Consider the following 14,759-nt stretch of genomic DNA (forward strand, 5'->3'; position numbering starts at 1 on the left):
GGCGCAGCATTAGCCCAACCGGTGCGCGGGGGAAAGCCTGTCTGAAAGCAGGTAGATATTTAATCCGGTTTGGCCTTGCTCCGCTCGGTTTCCCGTCATATTCCGGGGCCATGGAACTGGTCCTTCCCGTCCTTTTGTCTGCCCTGGCGATGACTTTGATCATCGGTGTCCGCTATTTGTTGAGCAGCGGGTTTTTTGCCTGGCTCACCAACCGAATACGACCGGGGCAATATTCCAGGCTTGAGCTGCAAATGGGTAGAGAGCGACGCTGGTCACTGGCCTCCGCTGCCATTTACGGGGTTCCCGCGGGCATCGTAGCCTGGGGGTGGCAAAATGCCGGCTGGACCCAAATCTATACCGACATCAATATGTACCCAATATGGTATTTGCCGGCCTCGCTTTTCCTGTATCTTTTTGCACACGACACCTGGTTTTACTGGACTCATCGTTTGTTCCACCGGCCGTCATGGTTTCGCATTGCGCATGCCGTACATCATGACAGCCGTCCGCCAACTGCCTGGGCAGCAATGAGTTTTCATCCGGTTGAAGCCATAAGCGGGGCCATTGTCATTCCAGCTCTGGTCATCGCTGTTCCGATTCATGTCGGCGTATTGGCTATTGTACTGCTGATCATGACCGTTATGGGGGTGACGAACCATATGGGGTGGGAAATGTTTCCGCGCTGGCTGGTTCAGGGGTCGTTAGGGAAGGGGTTGATAACCGCATCCCATCACGAGAAGCATCACGAGTTGTACAGGGGTAATTATGGTTTGTATTTCCGGTTTTGGGACAAAGTCTGTGGCACTGATATCGGGCTTGGGACTTTTGATGACAATTCCGCTCGGCGGGGCAACGGCTAATCAGCCAGCAGTGGCACCGGTGGTTGCTGCCACACTGGATATTTCGATCACCAACCTGCGCTCGCAAAAAGGCGACGTGCTCGTATGCCTCAGCACGAATCCGAAGCATTTTCCGGACTGTCGCAAGGATAGCGAGGCCCGGAAACTCAAAGTCGCTGCAACCGATGCTTCCAGCATATCGATCACGGACGTTGCGCCCGGAACCTATGCAGTTGCGTTGATTCATGACGAAAACGCCAATGGCAAAATGGATATGCGCCTTTTCCTGCCTCGCGAGGGCTTTGGATTTTCGCGGAATCCGAAAATCGGGATGGGACCACCGAAATTCAAATCCGCGCAGTTTACGGTAGGCACCGACGACGCCAAACATGCCGTGAAAATGAAATATATTCTGTGACCGGACCACGAAATGGCTTGGAACCGTCCCTTCCGATGCGCATTATAGCGTCATGACAATTTCCGTTCCCCCCATCGCCCAGATCATCCGGAATGTCGTTCCTGCAGCCGCATTGCTGTTCGGCACAGCTGCAATTGCTTCCCAGGATCAAGGAACTCCGCCAGAAACGCAGCGACAGGGACCACCCGGGGAAACAGTGTTTGATGGCGACTATCTGACGGTTGGCTTGGGGGCTGTCGTCGGGTCGAGCTATGAAGGTTCGGATAATTATACCATTTCTCCGCTGCCGGTGATTCTTGGCAGTTTTGCGGGTGTGGATTTCCAGCCGCGGGGACCGGGCGTCGCGCTCGACGTGATCCCCGATCAGGATGGTGCCAAGATTGATTTCGTTCTGGGCCCGGTTGTTCGCGCCAGATTTGATCGTAACAACTCGATTGAAGATGATGTTGTTCGCAGTCTCGGTGAACTTGATGTCGCTGTCGAACTGGGCGGTGTTGCTGGCATACAGGTGAACCGCATTCTTCACCCGTTTGACTCGATTACAGCAGAAGTTGATTTGCGATGGGACGTGGCTGGAGCCCATAGTGGCATGGTGGTGTTTCCCAGCCTGACCTATTTTACGCCGATCAATCGGGGTGTGGCAGTCAGCCTGTCGCTCAGTGCGGAATATGTCGATGACGATTATGCGGACTATTATTTTTCCATCACGCCTGCCGGCAATCTTGCCAGCGGTCTGCCAACCTTTGCAGCGGAAGGTGGCTGGAAAAATGTCGGTGCCACAGTGTTTGCGGGGATCGATCTCGATGGCGACGTGACCAATGGCGGTTTCGGGGTCATTTTTCTCGGCAGCTATTCGCGCTTGCTCGAAGACGCCAAACGGTCGCCTGTCACATCGATCCGTGGTGACGCCGACCAGTTTTTCGGAGCCGTGGGAATCGGATATACCTTCTAGTCGGCACTCTGGTCGCAAATGTCTTGTGATCGATGGTCGTTTCCCTGCTGACAACCTCTCTGAGCCCTGCTAACTGCGCCGCATGACCGACCGCTCCCATATCCGCAATTTCTCCATCATTGCTCATATCGACCATGGCAAGTCGACGCTCGCTGATCGCCTGATCCAGTATACGGGGGGTCTGACAGAGCGGGAGATGAGCGAGCAGGTGCTCGACAATATGGATATCGAGCGCGAACGCGGCATCACGATCAAGGCACAGACTGTCCGTCTGAAATATACGGCCAAGGATGGCGAGACATACGAGCTCAACCTCATGGACACGCCAGGACATGTGGATTTTGCCTATGAAGTCTCGCGCAGCCTCGCGGCGTGTGAAGGCGCGCTTCTGGTCGTTGATGCAGCTCAGGGCGTGGAGGCACAGACGCTGGCCAATGTCTATCAGTCAATCGAGCACGACCACGAAATCTTGCCGGTACTCAACAAGATCGATCTGCCCGCGGCGGAACCCGAACGGGTCCGCAACGAAATCGAGGAAATCATCGGACTGGACGCATCCGATGCGGTGATGGCCTCTGCAAAATCCGGGATCGGAATTCAGGACATTCTGGAACAGGTCGTGGAGAAAATTCCGGCTCCGGGCGGGGACCGGGATGCCCCGCTCAAGGCCATGCTGGTTGACAGCTGGTACGACCCGTATCTCGGTGTCGTTATCCTGGTGCGGGTGATCGATGGCGTTCTGACCAAAGGCCAACGGATCAAGTTCATGGCGCAGGGCACCGAGCATCTGGTCGACCGTGTCGGTTGCATGCGGCCCAAGATCGAACAGCTTCCGGAACTGGCTGCGGGCGAGATCGGCTTCATCACCGCTCAGATCAAGGAAGTGTCCCAAACCGCGGTCGGTGATACGATCACCACTGTCAAGGACGGGGCAGCGGAGGCCCTGCCAGGTTTCAAGGAAGTGCAGTCGGTGGTATTTTGCGGGCTGTTCCCGGTGGATGCCGCGGACTTTGAGAAATTGCGCGAAAGCATCAGCAAGTTGCGGCTGAATGACGCCAGCTTTACCTTCGAAATGGAAACCAGTGCCGCACTGGGGCAGGGGTTCCGCTGTGGTTTCCTGGGACTTTTGCACCTTGAGATCATCCAGGAACGGCTGACCCGCGAATATGATCTGGACCTGATCACCACCGCTCCGTCGGTGGTGTATCGCATGGTCATGAACGACGGATCCGAACAGTTCCTGCACAATCCGGCTGACATGCCGGATGTGGTGAAGATTGCAGATATCGAAGAGCCATGGATCGAAGCGACGATCTATTGTCCGGACGAGTATCTGGGCGGGATACTAAAACTTTGCCAGGACCGGCGCGGGGTGCAGAAAAATCTCACCTATGTCGGCGACCGGGCGCAGGTTGTTTACGAACTGCCGCTCAACGAGGTCGTGTTTGATTTCTATGATCGGCTCAAGAGCATTTCGCGCGGATATGCGAGCTTTGACTATCATCAGATCGGCCTGCGCAGCGGAGATCTCGTGAAGATGAACATTCTCGTCAATGGAGATCCGGTTGATGCGCTCAGCATGATCGTCCACCGTGCTGCGGCGGAGAGTCGTGGTCGCCACATGTGCGAGCGGCTCAAGGACCTGATTCCCCGCCACTTGTTCAAGATCCCGGTTCAGGCAGCGATTGGCGGGAAAGTCATCGCTCGGGAGACAATCGCCGCAATGCGCAAGGATGTAACGGCCAAATGCTATGGCGGGGATATCAGCCGCAAAAAGAAACTGCTCGACAAGCAAAAGAAGGGCAAGGCCAAGATGCGGGAATATGGCAATGTCAGCATTCCGCAGGAAGCCTTTATTGCAGCCCTCAAGATGGGTGATGAGGCTTGACGTCCAGAAATCGCCGCTGACTTTTCAACGCACAGCAATCACGTTATAGGGTGTTTCACGGGTCGTGCCATTCAGATGGGCATGAGGGATGCTGGATCTTTTTGAATCGCGCAAACAGCGGGAAAAAGACGAACGTGAGCTGAAATATCTGTATCGGCAATATGGGGACAAAGCGCCATCCATTTTGCGAAAGCGCATACAGGCAACCATAGGCAATGAGCGAGATTGTCGGCATTGGCGCAGATTGCTGCGCAAATCATACAAGTTTGATCGCTGAACTACCGCTGAGCCGCTGGGGATCGCGAGGTTAACTGCTGGATTTCATCTTGCAGGGTTTGATCCGTCCGGGAAGCGGGGCTTTTCCGACCGGCCGAAAGCGGGCGAAATAGCCCCCCAGTTCTGGCCGCTCCATAAATCCCAGCAGCTGATAGCCCACGGCTTCAAATTCACAGAAAAGCTGTTTCGGGGCGATCCCGTGTTCCTCGATGGGCCGATTGACATCCACGACAATGACTTCGCCGAGATTGTCCGCATCCTGCTTGATCGCCGGTCGCAGCCGCGCCAAAAAGGCATAAGGCTCCCGGACCTCATGGTACATGTGGACCAAAAACACCCGGTCGAAGCTGTTCTCCGGCAAGCGCGGGTCGTCACCGGCACCGAGCTTGATCGAAACATTGTCAAGATCGTCGCGGGCGACACGGTCGGCCAGCCGGGTTATCGCAGCTTCGTCAATATCCTGAGCCAGAACCCGGCCTTCTGCTCCCACTTTTTCGGCCAGACGTACCGTGTAATAACCTTCACCAGCACCAATATCCGCCACGGTCATCCCGGGTTCAATTCCCGCAGCTGCCATGATTTCTTCGGCCTCTCCCACTTTGTCACGAGCGGTTTCGGTGGACCATTGATTGCCGGCAAGCTGGGACACGGGCCGGGAAGCTGGCGGGTAGGCTCTTGCCGTTTCCGGACGACTGGCATCCGCATCGCTGATCTTTTTGCACCCGGCAAGTGGTGTTCCCAGCAGCAAGGGAACAACAACAAGCGCAGACATTTTCCGCAAGGCTGGATGGCTTCCGTTCATGTTTTCAGGTTAGGGGAGGGAATTGCGCTGTTCAATGCTTTTGATGCGATCTGTTGCCGTTGTAATACGGCTCAGTCCACGTCCTCCACTTCCACTTTTTCCCCGGTGACTCGCTGTGACAACGCGGCCGCAATAAAATCGTCCAGGGCGCCGTCCAGTACATCTCCGGGAGCACTGCTGGTCAGTCCGGTGCGCAGGTCTTTGACCATCTGATAGGGTTGCAGCACATAGGAGCGAATCTGATGCCCCCAGCCGATTTCGGTCTTGGCCTCATATTCACCGGTCGCCTCTGCTTCGCGCCGTTGCAATTCCGCTTCATAAAGTCGGGCTTTGAGCATGCCCATCGCGGTTGCCCGGTTCTTGTGCTGGCTTCGATCATTTTGTGAGGCCACAACAATACCGGATGGCTGATGGGTAATCCGCACGGCGCTATCTGTGGTGTTGACATGCTGACCGCCGGAACCGGACGCCCGATACGTATCAATTTTCAGGTCACCCTCGTTGATCTCCACTTCGAAGCTGTCATCGATCACAGGATAAACCCAGACACTGGAAAAACTGGTGTGTCGCTTGGCTGCGCTGTCAAAGGGCGAGATCCGCACCAGCCGGTGGACACCGCTTTCCGTTTTGGCAAATCCATAGGCATTGTCACCCTTGATCTCCAGCGTCGCAGATTTGATACCGGCCTGATCACCCGCCTGATAGTCCACCATGGCCACCTTGTAGCCGCGGGACTCGGCCCAGCGCTGGTACATGCGCAGCAGCATTTCGGCCCAGTCCTGGCTTTCCGTACCACCGGCCCCGGCATGGATTTCGAGATAGGTGTCGAGATTGTCCGCTTCGCCCGAAAGCAGGGCCTGGACCTTGTCGCGATCGGCACGTTCGGCGAGGGCTTCCAGCGAAGCAACACCCTCATCGGCTACCGCCTCGTCGCCTTCTTCCTCGGCCATCTCGATAAATTCCAGCGCGTCTTCCATCTCCTGCTGGATTTCGCGTGCTGCAGTGATCGATTCATCCAGTCGCCGTCGTTCGGTCATCACCGATTGTGCGGTTCCCGGGTCATCCCACAGGGTCGGATCTTCCACCCTTGCATTCAGCTCATCCAGCCGGCGCAGGGCGACATCCCAGTTCAGGGAAGTTTTCAGCAGGTCGAGCGCGGCATTGATCCGGTCGACAGAGGCTTGCGCTTCCGCACGCATTTCGTCGTCTCCAATAAAGCTGGGCCTCGATTAGACGATTGCTCGATTAAGTAAAGCATCGATCGACACAGCGGATCTAAGCTTTTCAAAACAAGCCGGATTGGCTGATTTAACCATATGCAGTCCAAAGACTTGTTCATAGACGATATCTATCAAAATAGTAAGATGCTTTTGATTTGCCCTTTGGACATCTGACATCGATATCCCGCCCATCAAAGTAGAAATATTTTGTGTAGCATTTGGAGAATAACAGGAATCCTCCTTCGCGGGAATTCGCGAAAAAACCGGAGGCCAAATATTTTGCCGGGGCAATTCAGGCGATTTTTGATATAATCGCGCGGAGTTAAGTCTGGCGCAAAACAGAACAAGGAAAACATCATGAAGAAATTTGCTATCTTGCTTGCAGCAGCACCGTTGGCTCTCGTAGCTTGCACTTCTGACGCAACTGCCGATGCTTCGGACGCTCAGGGCACGGAAGCTGCAGATGCAGCGGCTCCGATCACGGCTGAAGAAGTTGCTGCGGCCCAGCAAGCCTGGGGCGAAGGCATTGTGACAATCGGCAAAGCGTTCACCGATGAAGGAGACTTCAAGGCCGCTGCTGACGAGCACATCAAAAAATTCTATGCCTATGGCGACGGTGCGACTGTACTATTCAAGCCCACGCTCGCTGCAGAAGATCAGTTCCGTGGCAGTTTTGAAGAAGCCATGAGCTATTTCATCGGCACCGAAGGGTCCGAGGACTCAGGATTTGCAATCAAGCCCTGGACGGCCGTACGCTGGGAAAATGAAGGCACCATTGTTGACGGTGACAGCGCCATGGCAATGGGCAACTACTATTTCACCGACACTGACGGCAATGACACCAAGGTCGAGTACAGCTTTGGCTACGTGCGCGGGGCAGACGGTGATCTGAAAATCAATCTTCACCACAGTTCGGTTCCCTTTGGAGGCTAGCCGAATGGGATGAGGCGCCGAATTATTTCGGCGTCTCGTTTCCCCTAGGGGACCACTCCTGTCCCGGTTTTTTCGGAACAGGGTTTATCCAAACCGCTTCTTTCCGGCCATGGCGCGATGCGCCATGGCCATTGTTGTGAGCTGAGCATTCACACGGATGCAACTTGGCATTACGCTGGCATCTGCCACGTAGACATTTTCCGTGCCGTGAACCCGCTGGTCGAGGTCAACGACACCTTTTTCCGGATCCATGTTGATCCCGTTTCCGCCATGCGGGTGCGAGCTGGACAGCACGACGTCATCCGGTTCGACAATCGCGCTTTCATAAAAGTCATCAATCTCCTGATCACTCATGCCCTTGCGCAAAGTTTGACCTTTGAGCAGCGCCGGATAGACCTCAATCGCCCCGTTCAGAAAATGTACCTTGGTCATCGTCGCAAGAGCGCGGCGTAGCAGGCCCAGTTCCGGTTCCCCGATTTTCAGCTTGAGCTTGCCTTTCTCGATGTGACCAAGGCGATCTGCCGGAAACAACACGCCGGCGGACACAAGCCGGTTATAATTGTGCATTCGCCGGAAATGCTCGTCAAACCAGCCCGGAATCAGCGTTGCCATGCTCATTGGTGGCTGGAAATGGCTCTCGATCAGAAAGTCTCCCCGATCAACATAGGTCGCCATCTGATCTTCATTCCAGACATTTGCCTCTGTTCCGTTGGGCATCAACGCGACAACGGGGCAAGCGATGTTCAGCGATATGCCGTCGCCGGACTTGTCTATCCCGCTATTCTGCAGGATCACGCTGGATGCCAGCGCACCGGCGGCGACGACGACACCTTTGCGCACTTTGATCTCTCTTTTTCGTCCGTCATTCAATGTGACCTTCACCGATTGTGCAATGCGATCTCCGCCAGCGTTACTGGCCCAGCCGATTTTGTCTGCCTGTGCCCCGTCCAGTATGCGTGCTGGGTTTGGACGCGCGTCGTCGGTGGCATGGCTCAAAAAGCTCTCTGGCATGGCTTTTTTGCGGCCATAGGGGCAGCCGGTGTTGCAGTAGCCACAATAGACACATTCGGTCTTGGGCGCCTGTGGACCATAATTTTTGTGGAACCAGGCGGAAATCGCGCGCTTGTCCATCGGGTCCTGGGACTGTGCCGCATATTTCTGCCAGCCATTGATCAGGTGAGGACCGTTGTAGCGCCCCGAAATCTGAGACATTTCCGAGACTTCGAGACGGCTTTCGATCGCCTCGTAACTGGTGGCAAGTTCGGCTTCCGTGACAGGTGCACCGAGTTCTGCCCAGGTTTCAAAAACATCTTCGGCATCGGGATGGACCAGCCCGTCCTGTTTCATGCGCAGGCAGATCCCGTTGTTGATGACTGTGGATCCACCCACGACACGCCCCTGAAAGACTATGATATCGCGGTCTTTCGTTGTTTGCAGCGCTCCATCCTTGAAAAGCCGGGCGGTCATCCGGGCCTCTTCGTGGGTGATGCGGGAAGACGGATAACTGCTCCCGGCCTCCAGTATCAAGACTTCATGGCCCTCGTCCGCAACAGCGGCCGCTGCGACCGCTCCCCCAGCACCTGAGCCGATCACGATAACATCGACTTCCTCCGGAATGGCGTCATGGCCAACAAAAACTTCCGCCCTGAGATCGCGTCCGTCTTCCCGTTCAATCTTGACTTCCCCGGGCGCCGACCGGTCCCGTTTTCCAGGGAGGTCATATTTCAATCTCTGGTAGATGGGATTGTCGTAATTGGCTTCTTCATCACCCTTTTCCCAGTGCCCGTAATAGCCGGCAAGGATCACGCCTTTGGTGCGGGCAATATCCTGAAAAAAGTCCACGCGGCTATTTTGCAGTCTCCGGCGGATGCGGGTCCGGCGGAATTTGGGTGAGCCCCAGAGAAAGAACGGGCCACCGAGGATGAAGAACAGACCTGTGAAGGCCAGTGCAATTTCCTTCGGCTTGTCACCGCTGATATTGGAAAAATGTTCCTGGAGATTGTCCACGACCTGTTGTGGCGAGATCGCCATTGGCGTCTCGTAAAACAGCGTTTCGGTCAGCGCCTTGATCATCCGCGCCTGCAGCCAGTTGAAAGGTTTTTGCACGTTCAGTCTCCCTAGCAGCGACCCGGGATATTCTGTCTTTCCAGATACCTGTTTCTACGGAGCAGCCGGTACAATACCCAGACCGTCCCCCTTGGTTCCAGCCGGCAGTCGGCGCACCACCATTCCGGTTTCGATATCGATCTCGGCAATCCGGTTGGTTCCCGTTTCGGCGGCATAGATGGTCTTGCCATCATCGGAAAAGAGGATGGTAACCTGTGCGGCCCGCGCATCACCGCTGACCTCTATGGCGGGCAGGGGCTCCAGTTTTTCGAGGTCGTACACGCCCAGCGCGCCGTCTCCCAGATTCGATGTCACAGCGATCCGTCCGTCAGGGCTGACGGCGACGCGGATCGGGAATTTCCCGGTGTCCAGTGCAGCGATTTCTGTCAGGCTTTCCGTATCGAATATATAAAGGACATCCTCTTGTCGGTCGGCAACCAGCAGGCGCTTTCCATTGGGCGTGAGTGCCAGACCTTCCGGCTCTCGTCCGGCCGCAAGATCCCGGATTTTCCGTTTCTTGAGGAAATCGATCACACTGACCGTTCCGGACTGCATGTTGCTCACATAAACGCGGTCACGTGAAGGCGAAACAGCGAGCATGTGGCTGCCTTTTTGTCCGGTCGAGACACTGGTAATGGTCCGGGTCCGGGATTCTCCGTCCGGCGGAGAGACTACCGTGATGGTATCGCTGCCTTCAGTCGTCGCGACGATCCTGCCGTCGTTCAACCAGGCAATGCCATGGGGCCTTTTATTGGGGCTCAGCATGATAGTTTCCACCTTTTTCCGCGCTGCTGTGTCGAACAGATCGATCGACTCTCCGCCATAGGATACCACCGCCGCCAGCCGGCCATCTGGAGATATCGCAATTTCATGCGGCTGACTTCCGGTAGGTTCCCGGGAGAGTTCTTCTCCCGTTTCCAGGTCGACGAAGCTGAGCGTGTCTTCTCCCTTGTTGCCGACAAGCAGCAGGCCGGACTTGCCGGATGGCGCGGGGCCAGAACCTTCCGCTGACGCCGTGCAGGCAGTCAGTACCAATGCCGCGATTATCCCGATCAGAGTGTTTCTCATGTTTTAATCGACCCGTTCTTGTTTTCCCTCCGGAGATACAAATAAAAAACCCGGTCGATGCGGATGGCATCGACCGGGTTTGTTTCATGCAGGCTCCGACACCTGATCATTCGGCCAGCGGCGCTGCAGCGCTGGGATCTTCCGGCAAACCGCCCAGCTGCGTGACCAGCTGCGTATAGGCGTCGAGATAGGCGAGAGCCATGACACGACCGATCTGGGTGTCGGTATACCCACCACCTGCCGCACCAGCGATCGCACCGCCAAAGAAGCCGCCTCCGCCGCCGCCGAACTTCACGTCCGATTTGCGGGCATAGCCTTCAACCGTCCGTTCAATTTCGGTGGTCCGGACATTGACCAGAGCGAGGGTAACATTGGCTTCCTTTTTGTTGACCTTCAGTCCGCCAAACAATCCGCCAAAGGTTCGGCCGCCAAGAGCGCCGCCAATTGCGCCAAGGGCGCCGCCGCCGCCAGAGCGATTATTGGCCGAAATAATATCGGGAACCATGACATAGTCGGCGGCCTTGACCTGGCGCTTGCCGACATTGGAGCCGCGTTGCAGTTCGCCCGAGTCCGCAAGCGCGCGCTCAACGGCGCGACTGGCCAGTCCCCGGCCGCGATCTACCAGACCGAAACAGCCGGAGCGGGATACGAAGGTTTTGATCAAGGCTTCCGGAGAACCGATCTTGTAGCTCCGCCACCATTGCACTTCTGGCTCAACAATGGCGATGGTTCCCAGCTTTTTGTAGCAAGTAGGGATTTGGGCAACACCGCGATCCTGGGCTTTTTGTCCCTTGGACCGGCTCTGCGCCATTGCGGTTCCGCTGGTTAGTGCGAGTGACGAGATGGCCAGCGCTGATACGATTTTTTTCAACATGATTTCCCTCCGGTATAAATTCTGACCATCATCTCTCTGGCGTAACGGCCAGATGTCAGAGACATGGCAAAATGGCTTGCGACCACGAAATTTACAAATCACTGTTTGAACCGTATATGTTGGACTGTCTGTGATCGATAGCATAATTTGGACAAATTATTTGCAGATGGCAGCAAGACAGAGACAACAGACATGCCGGTTCGGCCATTTCCGCAGGCCCGGCATACTGCCAAAGCAATGATACGGGAATTGTACTCCATATGAAAAACAGGCGCATCCGGTCCGGAATGCTGATACTCGCCACCGCTTTTCTGGTTTCGGCGACGGACGCAAAAATGGATCCCGACAATCCGACCTGTCCAATGGATCCGAATTGGAGCAACATCCCGGCGATGACGCTGACGCCAGTGGAGAGAAGCGGGGTGAAGGTTTTGCTGGCCGAAGGCCGGATAGACCGCGATTTGCCCAATCGTCTCAAGCAGATTTTGGCCTCGGATCCCGAAATCGCGGAAATCTGGTTGCGCTCACCTGGCGGGGATGCGCGGGCCGGAAACGAAGCGGGGCGGATCATTCGGGAGACCTGGGTTGTGCGGGATGCCGAGGGCAAGAAAACCGGCGACAAGCCTGGTGTGCTGACCCGCATTCCGGCAAACTGGGCCTGTTTCAGCGCCTGCAATTTTGTCTTCATGGGCGGACGCGCCCGGATCATTGATGAGGGTGGTTTGTTCATGGTTCACATGTTCACCATGACGGGGGATCGTGATGCGATCAGCTTCAGCGTTGAAATGGGGACGGAATCCACCGCGGAACTGATTGGTGAAGTGGAACAGGACAGTGCCTTGCTCGCCTCCGAGGATAATGACTTTCTGATCCGGATGGGCGTCTCGCGAAAATTGCTGACCGATATCATGTACCGCCAGAAAGCCGTCAAAACGAGCGACGGAGATAGAAGCACTCGCCGCTGCCTGACCCGCAAAGAAACATTCCTGTATAATGTTGCGAATATTGCCGAAGAAACCGGCGGTTGATCAAACCGCTGATTTCGTTGCTCCGGTTTCCGCCATTGCGCCTGAACCCTTTCTCTTCCCTTTTGGAAATTACGCGCTAGCATGCCGACACTCGCAGGGAAGGTGATCGGGGAGGAACTGGAATGCGTCATATCGCGATAATCGGGTCGGGGCCCGCGGGCTATTATTCTGCCGAGGCCGCACAGAAAAAATATGACGATGACGTGCAAGTGGATATTATCGACCGGCTGCCGGTTCCGTTCGGGCTGATAAGGACTGGCGTTGCACCGGATCATCAGTCGATCAAGGCCGTGTCGCGGCGTTATGAAAAGACCGCGCTTACCGACAATGTCCGATTTGTCGGTAATGTGACGGTCGGGACTGATGTCAGCATCTCCGAACTGCAAGGGCTCTACGATGCCGTGATTTTGGCAACCGGGGCACCCAATGACCGGCCGCTGGAAATTCCGGGCAGCGATCTGGATGGTGTCATTGGCAGCGCCGCCTTTGTCGGCTGGTATAACGGCCATCCGGACTTTGCAGATTTGCACCCGCCGCTCGATGCCAGGTCGGTGGCAATTATTGGCAATGGCAATGTCGCGCTGGATGTTGCCCGTATCCTCGCCAAAACCGAAAGCGAGTTTGTCGGCAGTGACATTGTCGGACATGCACTCGATGCGCTGACCCGCAGCGCGGTGGAACGCATCATTTTTCTCGGGCGGCGGGGACCGCACCAGATTGCAATGACGCCAAAGGAGCTGGGTGAGTTAATGCATCTGGAACGGGCCCGCCCGGTGGTGGATCCGCTGGATTTCCCGGACGAAGGCGATGACGCGATGCTTGAGCCGGGCATGCGCAAATCTGTCACGCATTTGCGTGAATTCTTCCGGAAAGCCGGGGAGTTGCGGGGAAAACCCGTTGCCATCGATTTTGATTTCTTTGCCATGCCGGTCGAGATCAAGGGTGATGGGCGGGTCCAGAGCCTCGTTGTCGAAAAGACCGAGCTGGACAAGGACCTGCGGTCAACCGGAACCGGCGAGACTTATGAAATTGATTGCGAGCTGGTGGTCAGCTGTATCGGTTATCGCACGCCGCCCATTGAAGGTGTTCCTTATGAACATGGACGCGGCCGATTTGCAAATGTTGACGGGCGTATCCTGCCCGGGCTCTATTGTGTGGGCTGGGCGAGACGGGGGCCAACCGGCACGATTGGAACAAACAAACCGGACGGCTTTGCCATCATCGAAGCGGTGGCAGAGGATATCGGCATGGGGGACAATCGAGATGGCCGAAGCGGTCTTGATCGGCTGCTGGACCGCCGCGGCGTGGAACCGGTTACCTTCCGCGACTGGAAAAAAATTGAGGAAGCCGAGATCGCAAATGCCCGTGATGGGGCGCCGCGCGAAAAGTTCACCGACGTGGCGGACATGATCGCGGCGCGGAAAAGCTAGCTCAACCAGTCCCGCAAAATAGCATTCACTTCCTCCGGCGCTTCCTGTTGCACCCAGTGTGAAACGCCCGGAAGACGGTGAAGCGTGAAATCGCCCACCCACTCCTCAGTTCCTTCGGTGCATTTGATATTGAGCGCTGAATCTTCCTCTCCCCAGATCATCAGCGTGGGCACATTCACTTTGCCATCTCCGATATCAATGGCATCCCGATGACGCAGCAAAGCCCGGTAGTAGTTGATCATGGAGTTGAGCGAGCCAGGGCGCAGTGCGGCCCGGGCGTAGATATCCAGTGCATCATTGGAGAAATTGGTCTGATCACACGCCATTTTCGAGAAGGCATCCTTGATCGGCCTGCCACCATTTCGGGAGAGCAGCTTTTCAGGAAGCCAGGGGATCTGGAAAAAGAAAATATACCAGCTCCGGCGAAGTTGCCGCCAGTGCCGGATTTCCCGGCGACCGACCATCGGATGCGGCACGTTCATGATGATGAGCCGGACAAGCGGGCGAATTTTCTGGATGGCAAAGGCCCAGGCAATGATTGCGCCCCAGTCATGCGCGATCAGCGTCACCTCTTTTGCCCCGCTGGCATCGATCAGCGCGGCAATGTCCGCGCACAAGTGATCGAGCGCATAGGCACGGACGCCTTCGGGTTTGCTGGTGCCTCCATATCCGCGCAGATTGGGCGCCCAGACCCGGTAGCCCATTTCTGCGAGTAACGGCATCTGGAACCGCCAGCTATAGTGCAGTTCAGGAAATCCATGCAGGCACAGGGCGAGCCGGTCGCCTTCTCCCGCCTGCGCCACCTCGAATTTCTGCCCGTTGGCTTCGATCCAGTCTACGGTGATTTCACTGTCCGGATCGGGCTGCCAGGAAAGTCTGTCGCTCATGCCACTAATGCTAGCAGGCTCCACCTTTAATCAGCCAG

At 56.1% G+C, this 14,759-nt stretch carries 13 protein-coding genes; 7 read left to right on the top strand and 6 right to left on the bottom strand.

The window, feature by feature from the left end; translation table 11 throughout:
* Window positions 1-110 precede the first annotated feature (110 nt).
* The 4 genes from BUQ90_RS10225 to lepA all read left to right on the top strand — a co-directional run bounded on the left by BUQ90_RS10225 (window position 111) and on the right by lepA (window position 4,097).
* A complete protein-coding gene (locus BUQ90_RS10225; RefSeq protein ID WP_420812015.1) occupies window positions 111-860 on the top strand; it encodes a sterol desaturase family protein in 750 nt (249 codons plus the stop codon).
* Window positions 829-1,257 (top strand): DUF2141 domain-containing protein, encoded by a 429-nt coding sequence (locus BUQ90_RS10230; protein ID WP_084192782.1) that lies wholly within the window; start codon window positions 829-831, stop codon window positions 1,255-1,257. The genes BUQ90_RS10225 and BUQ90_RS10230 overlap by 32 nt, the downstream gene beginning before the upstream one ends.
* Window positions 1,258-1,309: 52 nt before the next feature.
* Window positions 1,310-2,209, top strand: coding sequence for a MipA/OmpV family protein (locus tag BUQ90_RS10235; RefSeq protein ID WP_074205136.1), 900 nt, complete (start codon window positions 1,310-1,312; stop codon window positions 2,207-2,209).
* 82 nt (window positions 2,210-2,291) lie between these two features.
* Window positions 2,292-4,097 (top strand): translation elongation factor 4, encoded by a 1,806-nt coding sequence (gene lepA, locus BUQ90_RS10240; protein ID WP_074205137.1) that lies wholly within the window; start codon window positions 2,292-2,294, stop codon window positions 4,095-4,097.
* A 307-nt stretch (window positions 4,098-4,404) separates the two neighbouring features.
* Here the strand turns inward: lepA and BUQ90_RS10250 are convergent, their stop codons facing one another.
* Window positions 4,405-5,145 carry a class I SAM-dependent methyltransferase gene (locus BUQ90_RS10250; protein ID WP_143182916.1) on the bottom strand — a complete coding sequence of 247 codons (741 nt, stop codon included), beginning with the start codon at window positions 5,143-5,145 and terminating at the stop codon, window positions 4,405-4,407.
* 101 nt (window positions 5,146-5,246) lie between these two features.
* Complete coding sequence (gene prfB, locus BUQ90_RS10255) at window positions 5,247-6,374, bottom strand: peptide chain release factor 2 (RefSeq protein ID WP_074205140.1); 1,128 nt, start codon at window positions 6,372-6,374, stop codon at window positions 5,247-5,249.
* Window positions 6,375-6,752: 378 nt separating this feature from the next.
* On the opposite strand from prfB, the gene BUQ90_RS10260 reads away from it, so the two are divergent.
* Entirely contained in the window at window positions 6,753-7,328 is a 576-nt protein-coding gene (locus BUQ90_RS10260) for a phosphoribosyl-AMP cyclohydrolase (RefSeq protein WP_074205141.1), read from the top strand.
* A gap of 84 nt (window positions 7,329-7,412) precedes the next feature.
* Here the strand turns inward: BUQ90_RS10260 and BUQ90_RS10265 are convergent, their stop codons facing one another.
* The 3 genes from BUQ90_RS10265 to BUQ90_RS10275 form a co-directional block, all read right to left on the bottom strand.
* A complete protein-coding gene (locus BUQ90_RS10265; RefSeq protein ID WP_239447410.1) occupies window positions 7,413-9,434 on the bottom strand; it encodes a GMC family oxidoreductase N-terminal domain-containing protein in 2,022 nt (673 codons plus the stop codon).
* Window positions 9,435-9,488: 54 nt separating this feature from the next.
* Window positions 9,489-10,502, bottom strand: a complete 1,014-nt coding sequence (locus BUQ90_RS10270) for a YncE family protein (RefSeq protein ID WP_074205142.1) — start codon at window positions 10,500-10,502, stop codon at window positions 9,489-9,491.
* Between the two features lie 106 nt (window positions 10,503-10,608).
* Complete coding sequence (locus BUQ90_RS10275) at window positions 10,609-11,376, bottom strand: CsgG/HfaB family protein (protein WP_074205143.1); 768 nt, start codon at window positions 11,374-11,376, stop codon at window positions 10,609-10,611.
* Window positions 11,377-11,636: 260 nt separating this feature from the next.
* Here BUQ90_RS10275 and BUQ90_RS10280 point away from each other — a divergent pair, with 260 nt between their 5' ends.
* Complete coding sequence (locus BUQ90_RS10280) at window positions 11,637-12,404, top strand: COG3904 family protein (RefSeq protein WP_239447411.1); 768 nt, start codon at window positions 11,637-11,639, stop codon at window positions 12,402-12,404.
* Between the two features lie 122 nt (window positions 12,405-12,526).
* On the top strand, window positions 12,527-13,834 hold the full coding sequence (locus BUQ90_RS10285; protein WP_074205145.1) for an FAD-dependent oxidoreductase: 1,308 nt from the start codon (window positions 12,527-12,529) through the stop codon (window positions 13,832-13,834).
* Here the strand turns inward: BUQ90_RS10285 and BUQ90_RS10290 are convergent.
* Complete coding sequence (locus BUQ90_RS10290; protein ID WP_074205146.1) at window positions 13,831-14,721, bottom strand: alpha/beta fold hydrolase; 891 nt, start codon at window positions 14,719-14,721, stop codon at window positions 13,831-13,833. The genes BUQ90_RS10285 and BUQ90_RS10290 overlap by 4 nt on opposite strands.
* Between the last annotated feature and the right edge of the window lie 38 nt (window positions 14,722-14,759).

Origin of the sequence: Parasphingorhabdus marina DSM 22363, from assembly GCF_900128895.1 — a bacterium.
Taxonomy (GTDB): Bacteria; Pseudomonadota; Alphaproteobacteria; order Sphingomonadales; family Sphingomonadaceae; genus Parasphingorhabdus; species Parasphingorhabdus marina.

What these genes read in the sequence shown, in the direction of transcription:
- BUQ90_RS10260 (WP_074205141.1), top strand. Translation starts at nt 6,753, where the DNA reads ATGAAGAAATTTGCTATCTTGCTTGCAGCAGCACCGTTGGCTCTCGTA.
- prfB (WP_074205140.1), bottom strand. Translation starts at nt 6,374, where the DNA reads ATGCGTGCGGAAGCGCAAGCCTCTGTCGACCGGATCAATGCCGCGCTC.
- BUQ90_RS10235 (WP_074205136.1), top strand. Translation starts at nt 1,310, where the DNA reads ATGACAATTTCCGTTCCCCCCATCGCCCAGATCATCCGGAATGTCGTT.
- BUQ90_RS10230 (WP_084192782.1), top strand. Translation starts at nt 829, where the DNA reads ATGACAATTCCGCTCGGCGGGGCAACGGCTAATCAGCCAGCAGTGGCA.
- BUQ90_RS10250 (WP_143182916.1), bottom strand. Translation starts at nt 5,145, where the DNA reads ATGTCTGCGCTTGTTGTTGTTCCCTTGCTGCTGGGAACACCACTTGCC.
- BUQ90_RS10290 (WP_074205146.1), bottom strand. Translation starts at nt 14,721, where the DNA reads ATGAGCGACAGACTTTCCTGGCAGCCCGATCCGGACAGTGAAATCACC.
- lepA (WP_074205137.1), top strand. Translation starts at nt 2,292, where the DNA reads ATGACCGACCGCTCCCATATCCGCAATTTCTCCATCATTGCTCATATC.
- BUQ90_RS10270 (WP_074205142.1), bottom strand. Translation starts at nt 10,502, where the DNA reads ATGAGAAACACTCTGATCGGGATAATCGCGGCATTGGTACTGACTGCC.
- BUQ90_RS10280 (WP_239447411.1), top strand. Translation starts at nt 11,637, where the DNA reads ATGAAAAACAGGCGCATCCGGTCCGGAATGCTGATACTCGCCACCGCT.
- BUQ90_RS10275 (WP_074205143.1), bottom strand. Translation starts at nt 11,376, where the DNA reads ATGTTGAAAAAAATCGTATCAGCGCTGGCCATCTCGTCACTCGCACTA.
- BUQ90_RS10285 (WP_074205145.1), top strand. Translation starts at nt 12,527, where the DNA reads ATGCGTCATATCGCGATAATCGGGTCGGGGCCCGCGGGCTATTATTCT.
- BUQ90_RS10225 (WP_420812015.1), top strand. Translation starts at nt 111, where the DNA reads ATGGAACTGGTCCTTCCCGTCCTTTTGTCTGCCCTGGCGATGACTTTG.